Annotated in this window: 19 protein-coding genes; 11 read left to right on the top strand and 8 right to left on the bottom strand. The window is 67.6% G+C overall.

Annotation, left to right across the window (positions count from 1 at the left end; genetic code table 11):
* The first annotated feature begins 127 nt into the window (after positions 1–127).
* From ACZLHH_RS13550 to ACZLHH_RS13540, 3 genes are all read left to right on the top strand, one after another.
* Positions 128–1,183, top strand: coding sequence for a sensor histidine kinase (locus tag ACZLHH_RS13550; protein ID WP_256201509.1), 1,056 nt, complete (start codon positions 128–130; stop codon positions 1,181–1,183).
* Entirely contained in the window at positions 1,180–1,902 is a 723-nt protein-coding gene (locus ACZLHH_RS13545; RefSeq protein ID WP_071229104.1) for a LytR/AlgR family response regulator transcription factor, read from the top strand. The genes ACZLHH_RS13550 and ACZLHH_RS13545 overlap by 4 nt, the downstream gene beginning before the upstream one ends.
* Positions 1,903–2,015: 113 nt before the next feature.
* Complete coding sequence (locus ACZLHH_RS13540; RefSeq protein WP_256201508.1) at positions 2,016–3,332, top strand: acyl-CoA thioesterase/BAAT N-terminal domain-containing protein; 1,317 nt, start codon at positions 2,016–2,018, stop codon at positions 3,330–3,332.
* A gap of 311 nt (positions 3,333–3,643) precedes the next feature.
* Here the strand turns inward: ACZLHH_RS13540 and ACZLHH_RS13535 are convergent, their stop codons facing one another.
* Together ACZLHH_RS13535 and ACZLHH_RS13530 are read right to left on the bottom strand one after the other, a co-directional pair.
* On the bottom strand, positions 3,644–4,297 hold the full coding sequence (locus ACZLHH_RS13535) for a response regulator (RefSeq protein ID WP_180844353.1): 654 nt from the start codon (positions 4,295–4,297) through the stop codon (positions 3,644–3,646).
* Entirely contained in the window at positions 4,290–7,319 is a 3,030-nt protein-coding gene (locus ACZLHH_RS13530; RefSeq protein ID WP_180844354.1) for a sensor histidine kinase, read from the bottom strand. Before ACZLHH_RS13530 ends, ACZLHH_RS13535 begins: the two co-directional genes overlap by 8 nt.
* Before the next feature lie 96 nt (positions 7,320–7,415).
* Between ACZLHH_RS13530 and ACZLHH_RS13525 the strand changes: the two genes are divergently transcribed.
* The 7 genes from ACZLHH_RS13525 to ACZLHH_RS13495 all read left to right on the top strand — a co-directional run bounded on the left by ACZLHH_RS13525 (position 7,416) and on the right by ACZLHH_RS13495 (position 14,195).
* A complete protein-coding gene (locus tag ACZLHH_RS13525) occupies positions 7,416–7,748 on the top strand; it encodes a hypothetical protein (RefSeq protein ID WP_032128091.1) in 333 nt (110 codons plus the stop codon).
* A gap of 50 nt (positions 7,749–7,798) precedes the next feature.
* A complete protein-coding gene (locus tag ACZLHH_RS13520) occupies positions 7,799–8,242 on the top strand; it encodes a helix-turn-helix transcriptional regulator (protein WP_053091059.1) in 444 nt (147 codons plus the stop codon).
* Positions 8,239–8,895: a hydrolase gene (locus ACZLHH_RS13515; RefSeq protein WP_049422794.1), complete on the top strand. Its 657-nt coding sequence runs from the start codon at positions 8,239–8,241 to the stop codon at positions 8,893–8,895. Before ACZLHH_RS13520 ends, ACZLHH_RS13515 begins: the two co-directional genes overlap by 4 nt.
* A gap of 2 nt (positions 8,896–8,897) precedes the next feature.
* Entirely contained in the window at positions 8,898–9,323 is a 426-nt protein-coding gene (locus ACZLHH_RS13510; RefSeq protein WP_180844355.1) for a DoxX family protein, read from the top strand.
* Positions 9,324–9,442: 119 nt separating this feature from the next.
* Positions 9,443–11,290 (top strand): amidohydrolase, encoded by a 1,848-nt coding sequence (locus ACZLHH_RS13505; protein ID WP_180844381.1) that lies wholly within the window; start codon positions 9,443–9,445, stop codon positions 11,288–11,290.
* Positions 11,269–12,552 carry an alginate export family protein gene (locus ACZLHH_RS13500; protein WP_180844356.1) on the top strand — a complete coding sequence of 428 codons (1,284 nt, stop codon included), beginning with the start codon at positions 11,269–11,271 and terminating at the stop codon, positions 12,550–12,552. Before ACZLHH_RS13505 ends, ACZLHH_RS13500 begins: the two co-directional genes overlap by 22 nt.
* On the top strand, positions 12,546–14,195 hold the full coding sequence (locus ACZLHH_RS13495) for an MFS transporter (protein WP_180844357.1): 1,650 nt from the start codon (positions 12,546–12,548) through the stop codon (positions 14,193–14,195). Before ACZLHH_RS13500 ends, ACZLHH_RS13495 begins: the two co-directional genes overlap by 7 nt.
* Positions 14,196–14,353: 158 nt before the next feature.
* On the opposite strand, the gene ACZLHH_RS13490 is transcribed toward ACZLHH_RS13495, so the two are convergent.
* The gene (locus ACZLHH_RS13490) at positions 14,354–15,178 is read right to left on the bottom strand and encodes an alpha/beta fold hydrolase (protein ID WP_180844358.1); all 825 of its coding nucleotides are present in this window, start codon (positions 15,176–15,178) and stop codon (positions 14,354–14,356) included.
* Between the two features lie 186 nt (positions 15,179–15,364).
* Between ACZLHH_RS13490 and ACZLHH_RS13485 the strand changes: the two genes are divergently transcribed.
* Positions 15,365–15,751 (top strand): hypothetical protein, encoded by a 387-nt coding sequence (locus ACZLHH_RS13485; RefSeq protein ID WP_180844359.1) that lies wholly within the window; start codon positions 15,365–15,367, stop codon positions 15,749–15,751.
* 69 nt (positions 15,752–15,820) lie between these two features.
* On the opposite strand, the gene ACZLHH_RS13480 is transcribed toward ACZLHH_RS13485, so the two are convergent.
* The 5 genes from ACZLHH_RS13480 to ACZLHH_RS13460 all read right to left on the bottom strand — a co-directional run bounded on the left by ACZLHH_RS13480 (position 15,821) and on the right by ACZLHH_RS13460 (position 21,088).
* A complete protein-coding gene (locus ACZLHH_RS13480) occupies positions 15,821–16,534 on the bottom strand; it encodes a DUF2968 domain-containing protein (protein WP_043402505.1) in 714 nt (237 codons plus the stop codon).
* A 99-nt stretch (positions 16,535–16,633) separates the two neighbouring features.
* On the bottom strand, positions 16,634–18,793 hold the full coding sequence (locus ACZLHH_RS13475) for a TadG family pilus assembly protein (RefSeq protein WP_180844360.1): 2,160 nt from the start codon (positions 18,791–18,793) through the stop codon (positions 16,634–16,636).
* Between the two features lie 8 nt (positions 18,794–18,801).
* Positions 18,802–19,260: a DUF3613 domain-containing protein gene (locus ACZLHH_RS13470; protein ID WP_032128080.1), complete on the bottom strand. Its 459-nt coding sequence runs from the start codon at positions 19,258–19,260 to the stop codon at positions 18,802–18,804.
* On the bottom strand, positions 19,257–20,153 hold the full coding sequence (locus ACZLHH_RS13465; protein WP_049423083.1) for a tetratricopeptide repeat protein: 897 nt from the start codon (positions 20,151–20,153) through the stop codon (positions 19,257–19,259). Before ACZLHH_RS13465 ends, ACZLHH_RS13470 begins: the two co-directional genes overlap by 4 nt.
* Positions 20,153–21,088, bottom strand: a complete 936-nt coding sequence (locus ACZLHH_RS13460) for a type II secretion system F family protein (protein WP_071229091.1) — start codon at positions 21,086–21,088, stop codon at positions 20,153–20,155. Before ACZLHH_RS13460 ends, ACZLHH_RS13465 begins: the two co-directional genes overlap by 1 nt.
* Between the last annotated feature and the right edge of the window lie 8 nt (positions 21,089–21,096).

Raw genomic sequence — 21,096 nt, 5'->3', positions numbered from 1 at the left:
GAAGGGACCCGACCCTGGGGCCTCGAACGGAATCCACGCCATGCGTGGATGAGCCCCTTGCTTCCGGCACGGGAACGATCCGGTGCGGGCACCTAGCATGGTGCCCGTTTCCGGTTTGAATCCCTGCATGCCTGTTTCCCCTGACTTCCTGCTGCCTGCCGCAGAGCCGCCACTTTCGTTGCCACGCCCGTGTTGGGTGATGCTGGCCCTGTGGGGGCTGTTGATCGCCACTGCGGTGCCTGCAGTACACCTGAGCCAGACACCCGGTGGTCTGCTGCCGGCGGCGTTGTTCATCCTGGGCGCCGAGCTGCCCTGGATGCTGGCGACGCCGGCGTTGTGGGCAGCGTGCCGGCGCTGGCCACTGCCTGGACGCCGGCATCTGATTGGCTGGCTGGGTCTGGGCCTGCTGCTGACCCCATTGCTGACCGCACTGGGATGGACCTTGGGCCACCTGCTGCTGCAACAGTGGCAGGCGCGACCCTGGCCTGCACCGGCGCAGGTGATGCGTGCGATCGGTATCACGGCGTTGTTCGCATTGCCGACCTTCATCGCGGTGGCGGGCGTGGGTCATGGCCTGGCCGGGTTGCAGCGCTTGAAGGCGCAGTCGGAGGTGCTGCGGCAGGCCCGTGAAGCCGCCCTGCGCCAACATCTGCAGCACCACTTCCTGTTCAATGCACTCAACGCCATTGGTGGCCTGGCCCTGCAGCGCCCCGGCATGGCGGACATGGCGTTGGCACAGCTGTCCTCGCTGCTTCGCGATACCCTGCAATGCCCGCCGCATCGCGCCCTGGCCGATGAGCTCGGAGCCGCCCAGGACTATGTGGCCCTGCAGTCGCTGCTGCGCGACGAGGCACTGCAGCTGCACCTGCAGGCCAGCGCCCAGGCCCTGGCGTGGCAGGTGCCGGGCCTGCTGCTGCAGCCGTTGATCGAGAACGCGGTCCTGCACAGCGGCTGGCAGCCCGGTGATGCGCCCTTGCGGATCGAGCTGCATGCGCAGGTGGAAGGAGGCCTGCTTGAGGTGACGCTGTTCAATCCCTGCATGCGCCCCTCTACGAGCGATGGCCTGGGTACTGGCCACGCTGCGGTGCAGCGGCGGCTGGCGTTGTCGGGAGGCAGGCTGCAGGCCGGCAGCGAGCACGGTGGTTACCGTGCACGGCTGGTCCTGCCGGAGGTCGTCGCATGACGCGTCCATTGAGTGTCATGCTGGTGGATGACGTGGCGCTGGCACGTGACCGCCTGCGCCAGTTGCTGGCGGGCATTCCGCAGGTCAGGGTCGATGCTGAAGCCGCCACCCTCGCGCAGGCACGCGAGCAGCTTCAGGGGCGCCGTTTCGATCTGCTGCTGCTGGATCTGGTCCTGCCCGACGGTCGTGGCTGGGAGTTGCCCCAGCAGCAGCCGGCACTGGCCGCGCACACCATCTTCGTGACCGCGCTGCCGCAGCATGCGCTGCGCGCGTTCGAACTGGGCGTCGCAGACTATCTGCTCAAGCCGGTGGCAGCGCAGCGGTTGCGTGAAGCGATCGAGCGCGTGCGCCGCCTGGCAGGCCTGGCACCGCGTACGGAGGACTGTGCGCAGACCCTGGCGGTGCCTGGTAGTGGTGGTGTCCAGTATGTACCGCTGGCGGAGATCGACTACATCGACATGGCCGGTCATTACGCGTGCGTGCACGTGGGGCAGCGACTGCACCTGCTGCGTGAGCCGCTGGCGCAGCTGGCCAAACGGCTGGCGGATGGAGGACTGTTGCGCGTGCACCGCTCGGCGCTGGTCAACCCGCTGCGGGTGCGATCACTGATCGAGCGCCACAACGGTGATGCGCTGCTTGAACTGGCCGATGGCGTGCAGCTGCCGGTGAGCCGCAGCTACCGGCCGGTGCTGGAGGCGGCCTTGGCGGCACGCGCCTGACACACGGCTGGTGCCTGCAGCGGCACGGTTGGTGCCATCGTCGCCGAAGTACGCAATCCGGTCGTTGCGGCCAGTGCACCCTGCGCCTTTCCAGATCAGGGTGGAGCATGCGGATGCGGTGGTGCTTGGGTGTGTTGCTGGGCGTGCTGGCGCTGCCTGCGTTGGCCGATGTGCGGGTCATTGTCGATGACCATCAGGGGCGCGCTGATCGTATTCCAGCCATTAGGGTTGAGGGACTGGCGGCGGCCGAGGTGGTGCAACTACGGTTGTCGATGCGGGACAGCCGGGGCCAGCGCTGGCAGTCACAGGCTGCACTGCGCGCGGACCCGCAGGGGACGGTCGACACCGCACGCAGCGGCTCGGAACAGGGAAGCTATCGAGGCGTCGATGCGAGCGCGCTGATCTGGTCGATGCAGCCGCAGGAAGGAAGGGCCAACGCACTTCCCCTGCAGTGGCAGCGCTCCGATGACGGCTTGGGATTCCAGTCGCAGGCCTTCGAACTGGAGGTGGAACATGCAGGATCGGTAGTCGCACGGCGGGCCCTGCAGCGCCATCTGATGCTGCCGGGCGTGCAGGTGCAACGGGTCGAAATCGGTGGCCGCGAAGCACATCTGTACCTGCCATCGGGCCAGCAGGCTGATGCACGGGCGCCAGCATTGGTGACGCTGGGCGGTGCCGAAGGCGGATTCGACGGTGGTGACCTCTATGCCGCCTGGCTGGCCAGCAACGGCTATGTCGCGGTGTCGGTGGCGTGGTATCGCGGGCCGGGCGTGCCCAAGGACCTGATCGAGGTTCCGTTGGAAACCGTACGCGACGCAGTGCACTGGCTGCAGCGCCATCCCCGGGTGGATCCACAGCGGGTAGGGCTGATGGGAGGCTCCTGGGGCGGCATCGTGACCATGGCCACGGCGGTGCATCTGCCTGAGCTCCGCGTCGCTGTGTCCTGGGTAGGCAGTCCAGCCCCGTTTCGTGGCATCGCCCGTGACGTGGCCCCCGCCGATTTCCGCGCGGTGGACCGCTCGCCGTTGAGCTGGCAGTGCCGGCCGCTGCCGTGGCTGCCGTATCGCGAGGAGGTTGACTGGGGGAGGCCGGGGCCGCAGTGGGAACCGGCATTGCGTGCGGCGATGCTGCCCATCGAGAACATTGCTGCACGCACGTTGTGGATCGGAGGTGGTGACGATCGGCTGGGTGACTCAGGCACGATGCTGGCTGTTGCGCAGCGTCGGCTAGCAGCGGCAGCGCGTAGTGACCGTGACCGTTTCCTGTACTACTCAGATGCGGGGCATCTGATCACACCGTTTCTGCAGCCGACCACCCATCGCCATGATGTAGGCCCGTACATTGAAGTGGGGGGCACGGCCGAAGGTCATGCCCGCGCGGACCGAGAGGTAGGGCCAGCGGTGCTGGCGTTCCTTGCCGAGGCGCTGTAGCCGAAAGTGCGGCCCCCTGTTCTTCCTTCCAGATGTTCGATTCCGATCCGATTGAGCTTCATCCACGCATGGCCTGGATCTACCGTGTCGACCAAGGTCGACACCTACCAACAGCCATCGGAATCTGTCAGAGGTGGGGCGGTGTCGGAGTGCGGGGTGTCAGCCGCATGGGCCCGAGGCATGCCTCGGGCGGGTTGGGCAGGATGCCCAGCCCCGCCGATCCTCAGGAAACCTGCTGTTGCTGTAGAGGTTGCCGGCCAGCGGCCGGCACTACCGCGGGTGCAGGGCTGCAAGCCCTGCCGAACAAGCCCCTAATCGTGACCGCTGTCGTCCAGGCTGATGATCCCGCGCCGCAGGGCCTGGGTCACCGCATGTGTGCGATCACCGACGCCCAGCTTGTCCATCAGGCTCTTCATGTGCGCCTTCACCGTCTGCTCGGAAATCTGCATGCGCTCGCCGATGCGCTTGTTCGACAGCCCGCTGGCCACGTGCCGCAGCACCTCGGTCTCCCGGGGTGACAACCGGTCCTCCACCACGTGTGCGGCGATGCTCGCCGCCACCGCCGGGGGAATCGGCGCGCGCCGGCCGCCAGCGACCATGCGGATGGTATCGACCAGCTCATGGCGCAGCATGTCCTTCAGCAGGTAGGCGCTGGCGCCGGCCTGCAGCGCCCTCACCGCGCGTACGTCACCGCGGTAGGTGGTCAGCACGATGATGCGTGCACGCGGATCTACCGCACGGATCCGCACGATGGCCTCGACGCCATCCAGGCGTGGCATCTGCAGGTCCATCAGCACGACGTCCGGCTGCAACTGCTGGTAGCGCGCGATGGCTTCCTCGCCATCGGCGGCCTCGCCGAGCAGGCGCAGGTCGGCATGGGCGCCCAGCAGCGCCGCCAAGCCGTCGCGCAGCAGTGGGTGGTCGTCGACCACCAGCACGCCGATCGGGGCAGGGGACTCAGTCATGGTTTGCTTTACTCCAGGGCCAGCGCCAACGCGATGGACGGCGGTGATACAGGCGCCGGGCAGGAACCGCCAGCGCGACTTCGGTGCCAAGCCCGGGGCGGGTCCACAGCTGCAGTTCGGCGCCGAGGCGTTGCGCACGCTCACGCATGCCCTGCAGGCCCCAATGGCCATGGCCGGCATTTTCGTCGTCGATGCCGACGCCATCGTCGCGCACGTGCAGCAGGAAACACCGCGTGCCGTAGGACAGCTCCACTTCGATCGCGCTGGCATGGGCATGACGCAACGCGTTGCGGATGGCTTCGCGTCCGATCAGGAACACTTCCTCGGCGGCATCGGCCTGCAGCGCTGGTGTTGCGCCTTCCACGGTCAGGCGCAGCGGATTGGTACCGTGCCCGGCGTATTCGGCGTGAACATCGGCCAGCGCCGAAGCGAGGTCGCGGCCCGCGAAGGGACCGTCACGCAGTGCGTTGACCCGCTCGCGGCCCTCGGCCAGGTTGCGTTCGGCCAGCTGCATCGCCGCTTCCAGCTGGCTGCGCACGGGCTCTGGCGTCTGCGCGGCCTGGCTGATTGCATGCAGGCGCAGGATCAGGCCCTGGCTGCCCTGCAGCAGGGTGTCGTGCAGGTCGCGTGCGATGCGTTCGCGTTCGCCATTGCGTTCCTGCAGGCGCGCGCGGAACAACGCCGCCAGCTGCCCGCTGCGGATGCGCACTGCCATCGCCAGCAGCGCGAGGATCGCGGCCGCGCACAGCAGCTTGAACCACACGGTCTGCATGAAGGTGGGGGCGATGCGGAAGCTGCGGCTGGCCGGCGCGGTGCTCCAGATGCCGTCTTCGTTGGCCGCTTCCACCTCGAACCGGTAATTGCCCGGAGCAAGGTTGGTGTAATACGCGCGGGTGCTGCTGCCGGCATCCTGCCAGCCGTCGTCGACGCCGGACAGGCGATAGCGGTAGCGGTTGCGCTCCGGACGTGCCAGCGACAGCGCGACGTAGTCGATCTGCAGCTGGCTGGTGCCGGCCGGCAGGCGCAGGCCGTCACGCAGGGGCTCGTGTGCACTGCCGTACAGCACTTCGCCGATGCGCACGCTGGGCGCCATGGTGTTGATGTGCGAGCGCGTGGTATCCAGCCAGGCCAGGCCCTGGTTGGTGGCCAGCCACAGCAGTCCGTCATCGGCCAGCGTGGCGGTGGCGATCGGTCCGCTCTGCAGGGCGATGCCCGGCATGCCATCCACCGCATCGAACAGGCGTGGCGTCACCGGCAGCCCGGTCCGCAGCGTCCGTCGCAGCTCATCGCTCCCCAGCCGGACCAGGCCACGGCTGCCATTGAACCAGAGGTGTCCGTTCGGATCGGCCACCATGCCGGTGATGCCTTCCAGTACACCGGCCATGTCGGTTCGCACCGGAACGAAACGACTGTTGCCAACGCGCGCAGCCAGACCGGCTTCGCCGGCGACCAGCAGCAGGTCCTGGTGATGCAGCATTGCGGTGATCGGCCCGACCGACAGGCCCTGGCTGGCATCGAAGCTCTCGATGTGGCCCGCGCTCATCCGGCGCAGGCGGCCGTCGGCATAGCCGAGCAGCAGCTGGCCATGGGCATCCAGCGCCAGCGATGAGCAGGCCTGCTCGGGCAGGCGGACCTCGCGCTGCCATTGGCCATGCAGGTTGTGCAGGACGCCGCGTTCACCCGTGCATACCCAGGCCTGCGCGTCGTCGGGGAACAGCAGGGCGTGCAGCGGTTGCCCGGTGAACGGGGCAGGCAGCGGGATCAACGAGGTGTGGCCGGCGACCGTGCGCGCAAGATTGACCCAGTCGAACTGCCAGATCGGCGTGGGTGCCTGGCGCGCGGCGGCCTGCAGCTGCGGGGCACTGCCATCCAGCAGAGTGCGCCGCAGATCGTAGGGTTTGAGGTCTTCGCCATAGCCATACACGCGGCCATCGCTGGCCCGCACCAGCGAGCGGTAGGGATCACTCGGGCCCACTGCCAGGGTGTGCACGCTGCGTGCGCGGAAGCGGTTGAGGCCGAGGTTGGTGCCGACCCAGAGATTGCCTTCGCGATCGACGATGATCGGCACCGCGGAGGTGGCGGTCAGCCCGTGCGGCGAATCGAAACGCTCCATGCGCACGGCCCGGCTGCCGTCGAAGGTGATGCGGGCGACGCCGCCGTGCGGGCTCATCGTGGCCCACAGCGCGCCATCGGCAGTGAACTGCAGGCGTGCAGCAACCAGTTCCGGAAGACGCCGCGCTTCACGTTCGCTGGCCGCCAACAGGCCCTGCGCGTTGGCCAGGGGTGAGGTGCCGCGCACCCGGTCGGCCAACCACACTTCACCCTGCGGGCTTTCGGCCAGCGTTGCCATCTGCGAGACCGCGATGCCGGTGTCCTCGAACGTGGTCTGGCCGGTCGCACGCATCCAGATCTTCAGGTCGGCCAGCACCCAGAACCTGCCCCGGCTGTCGTGCAGCACCCACTGCACACGGCGCTCGGGCAGGCTGGCTGCGGCCGGCAGTGGCTGCCAGCGCTGTCCATCAAAGTGGCGCAGCCCGCCATTGATCGCCGCCCACAGCTGGCCCTGGTGATCCTGGCTGAAGCGTGGGACCACGCCGACCGGCACCCCCTGCTCGCGGCCGTAGTTGTGCAGCCGCCCCTGTGCGAGCCGGCTGATGCCGGCCTGGAAGTAGCCGATCCACAGGGCACCGTCGGCGGCATGCGCCAGCGTGACCATGTTGGTGGACGGGAACTGGCTGCCGACGGGCGCTGCCTGCCGTTCGAAGCGACGGCCATCGAAGCGGTACAGGCCCGAGCCGGTGGCCAGCCACAGCAGGCCGTCGCGGTCCTGGGTGATGTCCCAGATATCGCCGGGTGCACCCTGGCCGACCCGCCACGCGGTGTGCTCGTAACCGGGCAGCCCGCCGCTCACCGGCGGGCGCTGCACGGCAAGAGCGGGCAGGGCGGTCCACAGCAGCAGGCACGTCAGCAGCGTCGGCAGGCGACGCAGGAACGGGAAGGGGCGGCCACGCATGGCGCGCATTCTGGCAGGTGCGGGGCAGTCCGGGGTGACCCGAACGGGGTAGGCGGCGGCCGCCGCGGTCGGTTATCACCCCGGCATGCCCTGTGGAGCCCGGCCATGCAGCGCCTGTTCGTGATGTTCCCCGACCGCGGGCCGGGCATCGGCCTGCTGTGGTTGCGGCTGTGCCTGTCCGCGGCACTGTGCACGCCCGGCACGCATGCGGGCGGGTGGTCGGCGCTGTGCCTGCTGGCAGTGCCGATGCTCACGCTGGGTGTGTTGACGCCACTGGCCGTGCTGATGGCGGCCGTGGGCCTGTTCGCGCAGCAGGCGCCGTGGTCACAGGTGGTGCTGCCCTTGGCGCTGTTGATGTTGGGCCCTGGCGCCTATTCACTGGATGCGCGGTTGTTCGGTCGTCGCCTGCTCGGGCGTCGGCCTCCCCCATTCGGGTAGGTGCTGGCCTCGACCGACGGGGGTAGGGCATCGTGCGGCGGCCACGCACCATGGGGCACCCCCTCGCGGCGTCCCGCATGGCCACCGTCTTTTCGCCCGATCCGCCCGCCGTGGCGCTGGCACCGCAGCAGGCCGCCGCATTGCAGCGCGCCCTGCGCTATGTCGATGAGCACCTGTCGCAGCCGCTGCGGGTGACCGAGCTGGCCGCAGCCGCCTGCGTCAGCCGCTTCCATCTGGTGCGCCTGTTCCGGACCGGTACCGGCGCCAGCCCGCTGCGCTACGTGCGCCGTCGCCGCATCGAACGTGCGCGCCAGTTGTTGCCGGTCGCGCAGCTGCCGATGTCCTGCCTGGCGCAGCAGCTGGGCTTCTTCGACCAGAGCCATTTCGTCCGCAGCTTCCGCGCCGAGACCGGCTGCAGCCCCGGCCAGTACCTGGCCGGCGATGCGGCCCTGTTGCTTCCCCCTGATCGTGTTTCCAACGGAGTCCAACCATGAGCCTTGCCACCGCCACGCCCGCCCCGGCCCTGTTGTCGCCCACCGACCATGCCCTGGTGCTGATCGACTTCCAGTCGCAGATGGCATTTGCCACCCACACCATCGACATCTCCGCGCTGCGCAACAACGTGTCGTTGATCAGCAAGGGCGCCAAGGGCTTCAACGTGCCGGTGCTGCTGACCACCGTCGCCGAAGCGTCGTTCTCCGGCCCGATGTTCCCGGAACTGCCGGAGATCTTCCCGGGCCAGACGGTGTTCGACCGCACCTCGATGAACACCTGGGAAGACCAGCCGGTGATCGACGAGATCAACCGCATCGGCAAGCGTCGCCTGGTCGTTGCCGGGTTGTGGACCAGCGTCTGCATCGTGGGACCGGCGCTGTCGGCGCTGGCGCAGGGTTTCGAGGTGTATGTGATCACCGATGCCTGCGGCGATGTCAGCGAAGAAGCCCACGAGCGTGCGATCACCCGCATGGTGCAGGCCGGTGCAGTGCCGATGACCAGCGTGCAGTACCTGCTGGAGCTGCAGCGTGACTGGGCGCGTGGCGAGACCTACGAGCTGACCACCGGCATTGCCCGCGACCATGCCGGCGGCTATGGCATCGGCATCCAGTACGCCAAGCGCATGTTCGGCGCGCAGGAAGGCGGGCACTGAGCATGCTGGCTGGCCATGGCCTCGACCTGGCCCTGCTGATGCTGCGCGTGGCAGCCGGGGGATTCCTGCTGCCACACGCGCTGGGCAAGCTGTTCGATTGGTTCGGCGGTCCTGGGCTGGCCGGCTTCGCCACCGAACTGCGCGGCTTCGGCCTGCCAGCGGTGGCACCGCTGCCGCTGCTGCTGGCCCTGCTGCAGGTGCTGTCAGGGCTGGCCGTGCTGCTGGGCTGGCAGACCCGCGTCGCCGCGCTTGCAGCGGCGGCCTTCATCGGCTTCACCGTTCTGTTGGCCCTGCCCAAGGGCTGGTTCTGGATGCGCGGTGGCAGTGAGTACCCGTTGATGTGGACCACGGTACTGCTGGCCCTCGCGCTGACCGGGCCCGGCGCCTGGGCACTGGACGGCCAACGCCTTCCGGGAGATCTCGCATGAGTCACGATCCACTCGATCACGGCCGCCGCAACGTGGTGCTGGCCGGCAGCGCCGCGGTGGCGCTGGGCCTGGCCGGCCGCGCCGGTGCCGCACTCGATTCCACTTCCAAGGAGCGTCGCATGAGCACGCTGGTCATCCGCAATGCCCGCATCACCACCCTTGACCCACAGCAGCCGCATGCACAGGCACTGGCCGTGCAGGAAGGGCGCATCGTCGCCGTCGGCAGCGACGAGGAGATCATGCGTGGCTGGGGCAATGAAGCGACCCTGATCGACGCCCAGGGCCGGCGCCTGCTGCCCGGCCTCAACGACAGCCATACCCACCTGATACGTGGTGGCCTGAACTACAACCTGGAACTGCGCTGGGACGGCCTGCGTTCGCTGGGCGATGCCTTGGACATGCTGAAGGCGCAGGTCGACCGCACGCCCGCGCCGCAGTGGGTGCGCGTGGTCGGTGGCTTCACCGCCACCCAGTTCAACGAGAAGCGCCTGCCCACGCTGCAGGAGCTCAACGACATCGCGCCGGACACGCCGGTGTTCCTGCTGCACCTGTACGACCGGGCGCTGCTCAACCGTGCCGCGTTGCGCGCCTGCGGCTATACCAAGGACACCCCGGATCCGCCGGGCGGCCAGATCGTGCGTGACTCGCTGGGCAACCCGACCGGGCTGCTGCTGGCCAAGCCGAATGCGCTGATCCTGTACGCGACGCTGGCCAAGGGGCCGCGCCTGCCGATCGAGTACCAGGCCAATTCCACCCGTCATTTCATGCGTGAGTTGAACCGTCTCGGCATCACCTCGGTGATCGACGCCGGCGGTGGTTTCCAGAACTACCCCGAGGACTACCAAGTCATCGAGCAGCTGCACCGCGATGACCAGCTGACGGTGCGCATCGCCTACAACCTGTTCACCCAGAACAAGGGCAAGGAAGTGGATGACTTCCGCGGCTGGAGCGAGATGCTGCAGCCGCGGCAGGGTGATGACCTGCTGCGCCACAACGGTGCCGGCGAGATGCTGGTGTTCTCGGCGGCCGACTTCGAGTTGTTCAACGAGCCGCGCCCGGAACTGCCGCCGGAGCTGGAGCCGGAACTGCACGATGTGGTGAAGCTGCTGGTCGAGAAGCGTTGGCCGTTCCGCATCCATGCGACGTACGACGAGAGCATCACCCGCATCCTCGATGTGTACGAACAGGTCAACCGCGAGGTGCCGTTCGATGGCCTGCACTGGTTCATCGATCACGCCGAAACCATCACCCCGCGCAACATCGAGCGCATCCGTGCGCTGGGTGGCGGCATCGCCGTGCAGCATCGCATGGCCTATCAGGGCGAAGCCTTCGTCGAGCGCTACGGCGTGCAGGCGGCGCGGCATACGCCGCCGGTCAAGCGCATGCTGGCCGAAGGCGTGCCGGTCGGTGCTGGAACCGATGCCACCCGTGTGGCCAGCTACAACCCCTGGGTGGCGCTGTCCTGGCTGGTGACCGGGCGCACCGTCGGCGGGCTGGCCCTGTATGGCGATGAGAACCTGCTCGAACGTGAGCAGGCACTGCGCCTGTGGACCCAGGGCAGTGCCTGGTTCTCCGGCGACGAAGCAGTGAAGGGTACGTTGAAGGTCGGCCAGTTGGCCGATTTCATCCTGCTCTCGGCCGATTTCTTCCGCGTGGATGATGCGCAGATCGCCGACATCACCAGCGTGTTGACCGTGGTCGGCGGCCGCATCGTGCATGCCGACGCCGACTATGCAGGGCTTGCGCCGCAGCTGCCGCCGGCCATGCCCAACTGGTCGCCGGTCAACCGGTTCGGCGGCTACCACGTCGGCGGTACCGCCACCGGGTTGGCCGCCGCCCATCGTCACCATCACGGCGTAGCCTGCAGCACTCACGGTGCTCATGGTCATGCTGCACGGCACGCGGCGCCCACCGATGACCTGACCGCGTTCTGGGGCGCGATGGGATGCTCGTGCTTCGCATTCTGAGCCTGGCACTGCTGGCCGTGCCATCGCTGGCGCTGGCCTGCGAGGGGGGCCGCTGCAGCGACGCCGGTGACGGCCAACTGCAATGGGATGCGTCGCTGCGTGTGCGTGGGCTGTACTACGACCCGACCCGGTTCGGCATTGGCGGCAGCGAGGATGCCTATGGCCTGCTGCGTGCCTTGGCATCGGCCACCTATGTGGAAGATACCTGGCAGGCGAAGCTGCAGCTGGGTGTGCATGGTGAGAGTGGCAAGGCTGGCGGCCCGGGTCGCACCGACCGCAGCGCGCTGGATGTGCAGCAGGCGTACTGGCGCTGGCAGCGCGATGGCTTCTACCTGCAACTCGGCCGGCAGGAAGCCGGCTATGGCAGTTCACGGCTGCTGTCAGTGCGCGACGGGCCGAACATCCGCCTGGCGTTCGACGGTGCGCGTGTGGGTTGGAAAGGCCGCCTGGGTACGCTTGATCTGATGGCATTGCGGCCAGTGGAAAACCGACCGGGTGCCTTTGATGATCGCGGCGAGCACGGTGCCCACCTGTGGGGTGCCTATGCCACCACGGTGCGGGGACAGGGCGCGGGACAGTGGGATCTGTATCTGCTGGACTACCGCCGCGAAGGCGCGCGCTTCGCCGCAGGCAGCGGTACCGAACGTCGGCAGACCCTGGGCGCGCGCTGGTTCGGCCAGGCCGGTGCACTGGACTGGAACAGCGAGCTGGTGGCGCAGGGCGGTGAGCTTCGGACGACCGCCGGCACCCTCGATATCCGCGCCTGGACGCTGGCGACCGATACGGGGTGGCGCTGGACGAACCTGCCGCTGCAGCCGCGGCTGGGGTTGAAGGCAGACATCGCCAGTGGCGATGGCAACCTGCATGACGGCCGCCTGGGAACCTTCAACGCCTTGTTCCCGAAATCGGCCTACTTCAGCGAGGCCAGCCTGCTGGCCCCGGCCAACCTGATGGACCTCCAGCCGACCCTGACCCTGCGCCTGCACGACGCGGTGACGACGGAACTGGGCGTACAGATGGCCTGGAAGCATCGTCGTGCCGATGCGGTCTACACCACGCCGGCACCGCTGGTGGCGTTGCCAGGCAGCGCCGGTGGCGCGCGCCGCATCGGCAATCAATACAAATCCGAAACACGCTGGCAGGCCAGCGAACACTGGCAATGGCAGCTGCAGCTGGCCTGGGTCGATGCCGGTCCTGCACTGAAGCAGGCCGGAGGCCAGGACACGCTGTTCGCCTCGATCGTTGGAGCATGGCAATGGTGAACGCAACCGCGTCGCAACCCCCCGCACAGGCCGCAGGTGCCTGGTCCCCGCTGAAGATCCGGATGTTCCGCTCGATCTGGCTGGCGATCCTGGCCAGCAACATCGGCACCTGGGTCAACGATGTGGCCGCCGCCTGGGTAATGGCCGAGCGCACTGGCTCACCACTGATGGTGGCGCTGGTGCAGTCGGCCACCACGGTGCCGATCGTGCTGCTGGCGCTGGCCGCCGGCACCCTGGCCGACATCGTCGACCGCCGCAAGTACCTGCTGGCCACCCAGGGCTGGATGCTGCTGGTCGCCGCGGTGATGGCGGCCCTGACTGCGTTGGACATGCTGACCCCGCAGCTGCTGGTGCTGCTGACCTTCTGCATGGGCTGCGGTGCGGCGATGGCGATGCCGGCACAGGCCGCGATCGTATCCGAACTGGTGCCGCAGCCGATGCTGGCCTCGGCGGTGGCGCTGAACTCGATCGGCATCAACATCGCGCGCTCGATCGGCCCGGCCATCGGTGGTGTGATCGTGGCCCAGCTCGGTGCGGTCTGGGCATTCGGCTTCAACGCCATCACCTTTGCCGCGATGCTGTTCGTGGTGTGGGGCTGGAAGCGCGACCCGAAGCAATCCAGCCTGCCGCCGGAAGGCTTCGGTGCCGGCCTGAAGGCGGGCCTGCGCTATGCCAGCCGCGCCGGGCGCCTGCAGGCGGTGTTGATCAAGTCGGTCGGCTTCTTCTTCTTTGCTGCAGCAATGAATGCACTGCTGCCGGTGGTGGTACGCGGCCAGATGCAGGGTGGGGCGGGGCAGTACGGCATGCTGCTCGGCTGCATCGGGATCGGTGCCGTGGGTGGTGCGTTGTTGCTGCCGAAGCTGCGCGCGCAGATGGATCGCGACCTGCTGGTGCTGCTGGCCACGCTGTCGCTGGCGCTCAGCCTGGTCGGGCTGGCGCTGACCCGCAGCTGGTACGTGCTGCCATTGGTGATGCTGATCAATGGCTTTGCCTGGATCACCGTGCTGTCGTCGCTGCAGATTGCCGCGCAGACCGCAGTGCCAGCGTGGGTACGGGCGCGTGCACTGGCGCTGTACATCATGGTGTTCTCCGCTGGCATGGCGGCCGGTGGCCTGAGCTGGGGCGCGCTGGCGCAGCGCACCTCGCCGGAGCTGGCGTTGCTGGTGGCGGCTGCCGGCGCGGTGATCGGCGGATTGCTGGTGTGGCGCGTGCGCATCGCTGGCACCGAGGATCTGAACCTGCGTCCGGCCGGGCACTGGCCTGCACCGGAACTGTCGGTGCCGGTATCCAACGATCGCGGCCCGGTGCTGGTGACCATCGAGTACCGCATTGACGATGCTGATCGCGCCGCATTCCAGGCGCAGATGCGCGCACTGGGCACGATCCGCCGCCGCGATGGCGCGGTGGTCTGGGGCGTGGTCGAGGATGTGGCCAGTCCGGGCATCCACCTGGAGTATTTCGTGACCCCATCGTGGCTGGAGCACCTGCGCCAGCACGAGCGCATCACCGCCGATGACAAGGCGATCCAGGAAGTGCTGCGCGGGCTGCATCGCGGTGAGCGTGCACCGGTGGTGCGCCACTTCGTGGGCGGGCATGACCCGCTGCCGAAGACCGGGGTCCCGCACCACCACAGCGATATCTGACAAAAAAGGGGACGGAGGGGATTAAGTCGTTTGTGCACAAACGACTTAATCCCCTCCGTCCCCTTTTTGCGCGATCAATCCATCCCGATCCTGCGCAGCCGGCCAGCGGCCGGTTCTACCACAGGGGCGGCGGCGCTGGGTGGCGCCGCCGCCGCATGTCACTTGCGTGCGAACGCCAGCAGGTCGGCGTTGAACCGGTCGGCGTGGGTGACGGTCAGGCCGTGCGGCGCACCGGCGTACACCTTCAACTCGGCGTCCTTGATGATCTGCGAGGACAGCTTGGCTGAGGCATCGAATGGCACGATCTGGTCGTCATCGCCATGCACCACCAGCGCTGGCACATCGATCTTCTTCAGGTCCTCGGTGTAATCCACTTCCGAGAATTCGTGCACGCAGTCGTACTGGCCCTTGACGCCACCGAGCATGCCCTGCAGCCAGAACGAATCACGCATGCCCTGGGTAACGCTGTTGCCGTCGCGGTTGGCGCCGAAGAACGGCGTGGTCAGATCCTTGAAGAACTGCGAGCGGTCACCGCCGGTGCCCTTGCGGATGCCGTCGAAGACTTCCAGCGGGGTACCGGCCGGGTTGGCATCGGTCTTCAGCATCAGCGGCGGCACGGCGCCGACCAGCACCACCTTGGCCACGCGCTTGCTGCCGTGGCGCCCGAGGTAATGGGCTACTTCGCCGCCACCGGTGGAGTGGCCGACCAGGATCGCGTCCTTCAGGTCCAGCGCCTCGAGCACGGCGGCCAGGTCGTCGGCGTAGGTGTCCATGTTGTTGCCGTCCCAGGTCTGGCTGGAGCGGCCGTGGCTGCGACGGTCGTGAGCGATCACGCGGAAGCCGTTCTGGCCCATGAACAGCATCTGCGGGTCCCAGGCATCGGACGACAGCGGCCAGCCGTGCGCGAACACGATCGGCTGGCCGGTACCCCAATCCTTGTAGAAGATGCGCGCGCCGTCGGCGACGGTGACGAAGTTGCTCATTGTGGTTTCCTTGGCGGAAGGGAGGGAAGGCGCTGGCGTGGATGCCGGTGCCTTCGGCAGTACAGCGCAGCGCCAGACCGACGACTTGCACGGCTGTGCTGGATTACGCCGGATGTGACGTGTATCGCTCTGGCACGAAGCCGTGCCGGCATCGAGGATGGCGGCAGCCCTGACGAGGAGCCTGCAATGTCGAACGCGTGTTGGAGCCCGCTGTTGTACCTGCTGCTGGCCACGGGGGCGCATGCTCAGACCAACGTCTACAAATGTGTGGACGGGCCGCATCCGGTCTACCAGCAGACGCCGTGCCAGGGGCGCGCGGAATGGCGCTGGGAGGTGCCGGCGGAGCCGCCCTCGACAGGTGCGAGCGCGGCCAAGGCCGCGAGCCCAGCTTCAATGCGTCCGCGTGTGGTGCAGCAGCGGCGTGCGCGGGCTGCACTGATAGCGATCAGCGCGGATCCCGCCGCCTGTGAGCGCGCGCGGCAGCATCGTGGGAAGGTGCTGGCCAATGGCAAGCGCATGGATTTCGTGCAGCGCCGGCAACTGGACGATGCCGTGCATGAGGCGTGCCGTTGAAATGGAATGATGCCGGAAACGACAACGGCGCCCGTAGGCGCCGTTGGACGGCACGCCAGGCGCTGGACCTCAGCGACCGTCGCTGGCGGCCGCCGGTGCCGGCGAGGGCACGCTGTCCGGCTTGGGCAGGCTCAGCTCCGGGTTGCCCTGTTCGGCCTGCAGGATCTGGATGCGGCGCTGCAGGGAATCCAGCTGGCTGTTGGTGCTCTGCACGTCGCTGCTCAGGCTGACCGCCTGCTGCTGGGCCTGCTGCAGGGCAGCGCTGACCTGGGCCGACTGTGCCTGCTGCTGTTCCATTTCCTGCTGCAGGGTGCGCAGGCGCTCCTCGTTGTAGGCCACCAGGCGCTCGGTATAGCGCTTGCCGGCTTCCAGTCGGGTGGTGTCGATGTAGACCTGGGCCAGCTGCTCTGACTGCTGCGCGAAGGTGCGGTAGACACGCTCGGCGTTGTCGACGGCATCGGTCTTGATCACCCGCCAGAAGTTCTTCTCCTGGAACAGGGCGACGTAGTAGGTCAGGGTGTTGGCATTGAACAGCAGGCTGGCGCCGTAGTTGCCGTTGTAGGTGGTGCGCAGCTCGGTCAGCTGGCGGGCATCCATCAGCTGCTTGAGCTCGTCAACGGTGTTGCGCACCACCGGTGCGGTACGTGCGGCCGGCTCTGCGGCTGCTTCGCGGTCGCCACGGGCAGCCATCGCCGCCGGTGCCACCAGCATCATGGCCACGGCCAGCAGTGCCGCGCCGCGCGCGTGCCGGGCGAAGACCGCGCCCCCTGAAGTTTCTCGCATGTCTAGACCATCCACGGATGAGTGTGGGTTGAGATGAAGGTGGTTCCCCGCCGGGAGTCTAGCATGTGCGCGGGCGCCGCCAAGGGCGCCCGTCACGGGTCAGTAGACCAGCTGTGCGGGCGTGCACTGGATGGACTGGACATGCACATCCGTACGGCCCAGTTCCAGGCCCAGCACCTGCGCCAGCAGCGAGCGCAGCAGGGAGCCGACGCTGTTGAGCAGCGGCTTCAGGACGTCCAGGGCGGGCTTCAGCAGCAAGCACAGCAGGCCCGAACAACTGACCGGGCCATTGCCGGGGGCGGTGACGCCGTCGCCGGCGAACTGGTCCAGGAAGCCGGCATCGGCGGTCTGCAGGTAAGAAGTCAGGTTGTACTTCATGCAGTTGTTGTAGGTGGTGTCATCCAGCGCGCCAATCAGGCTGTTGCACTGCTTGACCAGCAGCCCACCCACAAGCGCTCCCAGTACGCCATCGAGGAGCCCCGAGCCAACCCCGGTCACTGCGTTGCGGAATCCTTGCCAGACCTTGCCGTCGACCATGCAGGTCACCAGCACACAGCTGGTAGGTACCCCCTTGGTGATGTCCCAGTTTCCAAGTGGTTTCAATCCCTGCGTGCTGTCTCCGAATTCCAGCAGCTTGATGGTTGCGTCAACATCGTATCGCTTGCGACCAACGTTGGCTGCTTTCAGGTAGCGATCGGCCAACTGCGCTGCGGTCGAGCCCTGGCTCATGCCATCGTCGCGCGGATCGAGCATGCCGGACAGTACGCGCAGCAGTTCGCTGACCAGCTCGGACACGGCGGTGCCCACCTCCAGGGAGTTGACCTGGGTTGAACCGGTCGCGCCGGCGGGGAGGGTGAGGCTTTGCGTGTCGGTCAGCGTATTGACCTTGATGCTGTCATTGATCAACGGCGCGCCGAGCAGTGTGAGCATCTGTTCCTTCTGCAGGGTGTCGCCACAGACATTCTGCTTGGAGAACCGCTCGCTGTCGGCCACCTTGCCGACGCAGGCGCGCAGCACGGAAGACTCGACCTTGATCGTCGCCGTGGGAGGCGTGCTGCCACATTGCAGGCTGGTCAGGGTCGCCATTGCATTGGTCACGTCCGCATGGACCGGCAGCTTCAGGCGGATGCCCAGCAGTGAAAGCACGCCGCCTGCAACGGGAATGTTGTTGGTGTCGATGTCGAGGAAGACACGGATCTGCGCGTTGTAAGCGCGCGAGCCAACGCCACCGATGGCGATGGAAGGCGGTTCCACCACAGCGGCTTTGGCATTGACCAGGCCCAGCAGGTTGAGTTCATCGACCGAGACCGCACGGCCGCCATTGGCGATGCTGATGCTGGTGCCGATCAGGTCCAGCACATTGACATCGGCCTGCAGCGCGCTGGAAATCGTTCCATCCGGCGCGACCACGCGTGCGAACAGGCCGCCACCGCTGTCATCGGTACCGAGTTTCACCTCCAGCTGCTTGAGGTCGATGCCCTTCACGACCAGGGCATTCTCCAGTGCACTCAGGTCCACGTGGGCAACGCCCTGCTGGGTGAGCAGGTCAACGGTCGCCTGAAGGATCTTGCCCAGCTTGACCTTGCGGCCGGCCAGCAGATTGTTGAACTCCGCCACGCCCATGTTGACGTCGATCGGAATGCCCAGTGCCTGCAGCAGTCCATTCGGGGTGATATGCGCCTGTGCAAGGCCGTCGTAGCCGAGCAGGGTGGTCTTGTCGAGGTCGGCACCCACCAGTTTCAGGACATTTCCCAGTGGCGTGTTGCCATTGATGCGCAGCAGTTGCGAGCCGACACTGAAAACCGCCGTCGGTTCTGCACGGCGCGCTACCGCCTGGGCGGTCACGGTCGGCAGGCTGCTGTTCTGCCCGAAGAAGGGAAGCACCGCGCGGCGGGTGATGACACGGACAGCATTGCGTTGATTCGCTGCATCGACGACCGGGCTGAAGTGCCCTTCGGTGGCGCGGGTCACGTTCCAGTTTCCGCAGCGGATTTCCAGGCTTCCTGCGAAGGTGTTCTGGGTGAGTGCGCTCTGCCGCGCAGCACTGTTGTCGCTGTTGTCCGAGGTGCACAGTTCCAATCGCTGCGCTCCGGCCAGTGCAGCCAGATCAGCGACCTTCTGTGCATCGCGCTTGGCCCAGAACAGGTAACCGATCTCGATCAGGCCCAGCATCGCCAGCAGCGCCAGCATGACCAGCATCATGGTGATCGACATGCCGCCCCGTGGGCGGCTGAAACTGAACTGGCGTGGGCGTTTCATGGCCTACCTCAGCGTCCGGATGAGGATGATCCCTTGGACTTGGCGACATCGGCTTCAAAGAAGTCCGGGATCTCGTGTTCGAAACTCTTCATGTAGCGGGCGTAGCTCAGCGTCGCCTGGTCGCCGAGGATCGGCAGGTGCTGTCCGGCCTGTTGCCCCGATGCCTGCAGGCGGAACAGATTGCGCGTGGTATCGCCGATCTGGCTGCGGCCGGGCCGCGGGGCTGCAGTGCTGCCGTCGGTGTTGGCCACTGCTGCAGGCGCCGCCTGAGGCACCGGTGCTGGCGGGGCCGCCAGGTCCACGGTGGGCAGTGACTCGGACTGCAGCGGCTGCGAAGCCGACGCAGCCGGCGTGCTGCCGCCAAGCATCTGCCCGGTCAGCGGCTGTTGCTGCGCCTGCACGGCGGCGGCTGGCAGCAGGCAGATCAGAACGGGCAGCAGGCGTCGGGTCAGGGGCGTCGCGGTCATGGTGTGTTCCCGTTCGGGTGGTCGGAGGCGCTGAAGCGTTCCAGCATCGAGGGCGGCAGGCGCTGCGGATCGCGTTCATCGCGGCTGTCGCGGCGCGGTTCCGCCGCCAGTCGCGTGGCGCCGGGCGGGTTGCCGGCGGCATCGCTGGCGAGAGCACGGGCAGCGGCCGGCACGACTGCGGCGGCTGCCGCTGCGGCCTGGCGCTGCTGCAGGCGGGCACGGATCTGCGCCGCCTGCTGCTGGATGCTGAGCCGGGTCTCGTCGTTGAGGTTCGCTTGCTGGGCGAGGCGTTCGGCAGTGGCGGTGTCGCCCCGCAGTACGGCCCAGAGGGCGAGGTTGGCGGTGGCCTTGGCATTGCCCGGCGACAGCTCCAGCGCCTTGGCCAGGGGTTCGCGCGCGCGCTCGAACTGCCCGGCGCGCAGCCGCGCATAGCCCAGGTCGCCGAGATAACTTGTATTCAATGGCTGCAGTTCGGTCGCCCGCGCCAACGCCTGCTCACTGCCGGCGTCGTCGTCGCGGCGCGCGGCAATCAGGCCCAGGCCATGGGCGGCCGCGGCGGCCTGGGGGCCACTGGAAAGATCGCGGTACAGGGTGACCGCGGCATCGGCCTGGCCGGTCTCGCGCAGCGCGTCGGCCTGCAGCAGGCGCAACGCCGGCGGATCGCCGTAGCGCTGGCGGAAGGCGTCGACGTGGGCGAGCGAGGCATACCATGCGCCTTGCTGCTGCATGCGCTCGATCAGCTCCAGGTAGGCATTGCGGCTGTCCTGCGGTGCCGGTTCGGGCGCGGCCAGGCTGGGCGCGCGCAGGTACTTCGGCGTGGTCGATGCACAGCCGCTGGCGCCGGCAACGGCAGCCAGGGCAACAATCAGGCAGGAAGTGCGCAGGGCAGGCATCAGGGGGACCCCATCTTGGACATGGTGGTGGCCAGCGCGACCAGCGCCGGACCGGCAAGGACCAGCATCAACGCTGGCAGCAGGGTCAGCATCATCACCACGGTCATCTTCACCGAGAGCTTGCCGACCTTTTCCTTCAGCGTGTTGCGACGCTGTTCGCGCAGGCGGATGCTGAACTGCCGCAGGGGCTCCTGCACCGCGCCGCCATGGGCGTGCACCTGCAGGATCAGCTGCATCAGGCTGGTCAGGTCATCGTCGGCATAGACCTCGCTCAGCCGGCGCAGGGATTGTGCGCGGGTGCGGCCGTGGGTATAGGCGATGTTGGCCTCCTGCAGCTCGCCGCCGAGGACCGGCAATGCATCGCGCAGCTTGTCGCCGAGCGTCTGCAGGCTCTGGTCCATGCTGAAGCCCACGCCCTGCAGCAGACGCAGCAGGTCGATCAGCAGCGGCAGCTCGTTGTCGACCGCTCGTCGGCGCCGTTTCACCCAGGAGGAGAGAACGAACTTGGGCAGGAGCAGGCCGGCGGCGAGGGCGCCGATGATCACCATGATCCTGGCCAGCCCGGTGACGCTGCTGAATGTCAGCGCCAGTACCAGCACCAGCACGGCCAGCAGCAGGCGCAGGCCGAGGTAGATGGCCGTACCGCGGCGGGTGTTCCACCCGGCCAGATCCAACAGCAGCCGGTCTTCATTGGCCAGCAACGCCGTTTCCAGCCGGCCGCCGCTGAGGGCACGGCCGAAGCGTTCCAGCCAGCCCAGCGAATCGTGCCGCGCAGGCTCGGTGTCACGGGACGCCTCGCGCGGCTGCAGGGCAGTCTTCAAGGTGGCCGTTGTACGTTGCTCACGATGGCTGCGTACCCAGCCGCCGATACCGAGCAGGGCGATACCGGCGGCCAGCACGAGCAGGGAGAGGGCGAACCAGGCGCTGGCGCTCATCGGTTGTC

The sequence above is a fragment of the Stenotrophomonas sp. 28608_Sma genome (genome assembly GCF_056486185.1).
This window is presented reverse-complemented; position numbering and strand designations above follow the sequence as displayed.

Excerpts from the sequence above, each read along its gene's own strand:
- ACZLHH_RS13545 (WP_071229104.1), top strand. The coding sequence starts at position 1,180 with ATGACGCGTCCATTGAGTGTCATGCTGGTGGATGACGTGGCGCTGGCA.
- ACZLHH_RS13500 (WP_180844356.1), top strand. The coding sequence starts at position 11,269 with ATGCTCGTGCTTCGCATTCTGAGCCTGGCACTGCTGGCCGTGCCATCG.
- ACZLHH_RS13550 (WP_256201509.1), top strand. The coding sequence starts at position 128 with ATGCCTGTTTCCCCTGACTTCCTGCTGCCTGCCGCAGAGCCGCCACTT.
- ACZLHH_RS13475 (WP_180844360.1), bottom strand. The coding sequence starts at position 18,793 with ATGAAACGCCCACGCCAGTTCAGTTTCAGCCGCCCACGGGGCGGCATG.
- ACZLHH_RS13480 (WP_043402505.1), bottom strand. The coding sequence starts at position 16,534 with ATGCGAGAAACTTCAGGGGGCGCGGTCTTCGCCCGGCACGCGCGCGGC.
- ACZLHH_RS13485 (WP_180844359.1), top strand. The coding sequence starts at position 15,365 with ATGTCGAACGCGTGTTGGAGCCCGCTGTTGTACCTGCTGCTGGCCACG.
- ACZLHH_RS13535 (WP_180844353.1), bottom strand. The coding sequence starts at position 4,297 with ATGACTGAGTCCCCTGCCCCGATCGGCGTGCTGGTGGTCGACGACCAC.
- ACZLHH_RS13495 (WP_180844357.1), top strand. The coding sequence starts at position 12,546 with ATGGTGAACGCAACCGCGTCGCAACCCCCCGCACAGGCCGCAGGTGCC.
- ACZLHH_RS13520 (WP_053091059.1), top strand. The coding sequence starts at position 7,799 with ATGGGGCACCCCCTCGCGGCGTCCCGCATGGCCACCGTCTTTTCGCCC.
- ACZLHH_RS13490 (WP_180844358.1), bottom strand. The coding sequence starts at position 15,178 with ATGAGCAACTTCGTCACCGTCGCCGACGGCGCGCGCATCTTCTACAAG.
- ACZLHH_RS13470 (WP_032128080.1), bottom strand. The coding sequence starts at position 19,260 with ATGACCGCGACGCCCCTGACCCGACGCCTGCTGCCCGTTCTGATCTGC.
- ACZLHH_RS13510 (WP_180844355.1), top strand. The coding sequence starts at position 8,898 with ATGCTGGCTGGCCATGGCCTCGACCTGGCCCTGCTGATGCTGCGCGTG.
- ACZLHH_RS13465 (WP_049423083.1), bottom strand. The coding sequence starts at position 20,153 with ATGCCTGCCCTGCGCACTTCCTGCCTGATTGTTGCCCTGGCTGCCGTT.
- ACZLHH_RS13460 (WP_071229091.1), bottom strand. The coding sequence starts at position 21,088 with ATGAGCGCCAGCGCCTGGTTCGCCCTCTCCCTGCTCGTGCTGGCCGCC.
- ACZLHH_RS13540 (WP_256201508.1), top strand. The coding sequence starts at position 2,016 with ATGCGGTGGTGCTTGGGTGTGTTGCTGGGCGTGCTGGCGCTGCCTGCG.
- ACZLHH_RS13515 (WP_049422794.1), top strand. The coding sequence starts at position 8,239 with ATGAGCCTTGCCACCGCCACGCCCGCCCCGGCCCTGTTGTCGCCCACC.
- ACZLHH_RS13530 (WP_180844354.1), bottom strand. The coding sequence starts at position 7,319 with ATGCGCGCCATGCGTGGCCGCCCCTTCCCGTTCCTGCGTCGCCTGCCG.
- ACZLHH_RS13525 (WP_032128091.1), top strand. The coding sequence starts at position 7,416 with ATGCAGCGCCTGTTCGTGATGTTCCCCGACCGCGGGCCGGGCATCGGC.
- ACZLHH_RS13505 (WP_180844381.1), top strand. The coding sequence starts at position 9,443 with ATGAGCACGCTGGTCATCCGCAATGCCCGCATCACCACCCTTGACCCA.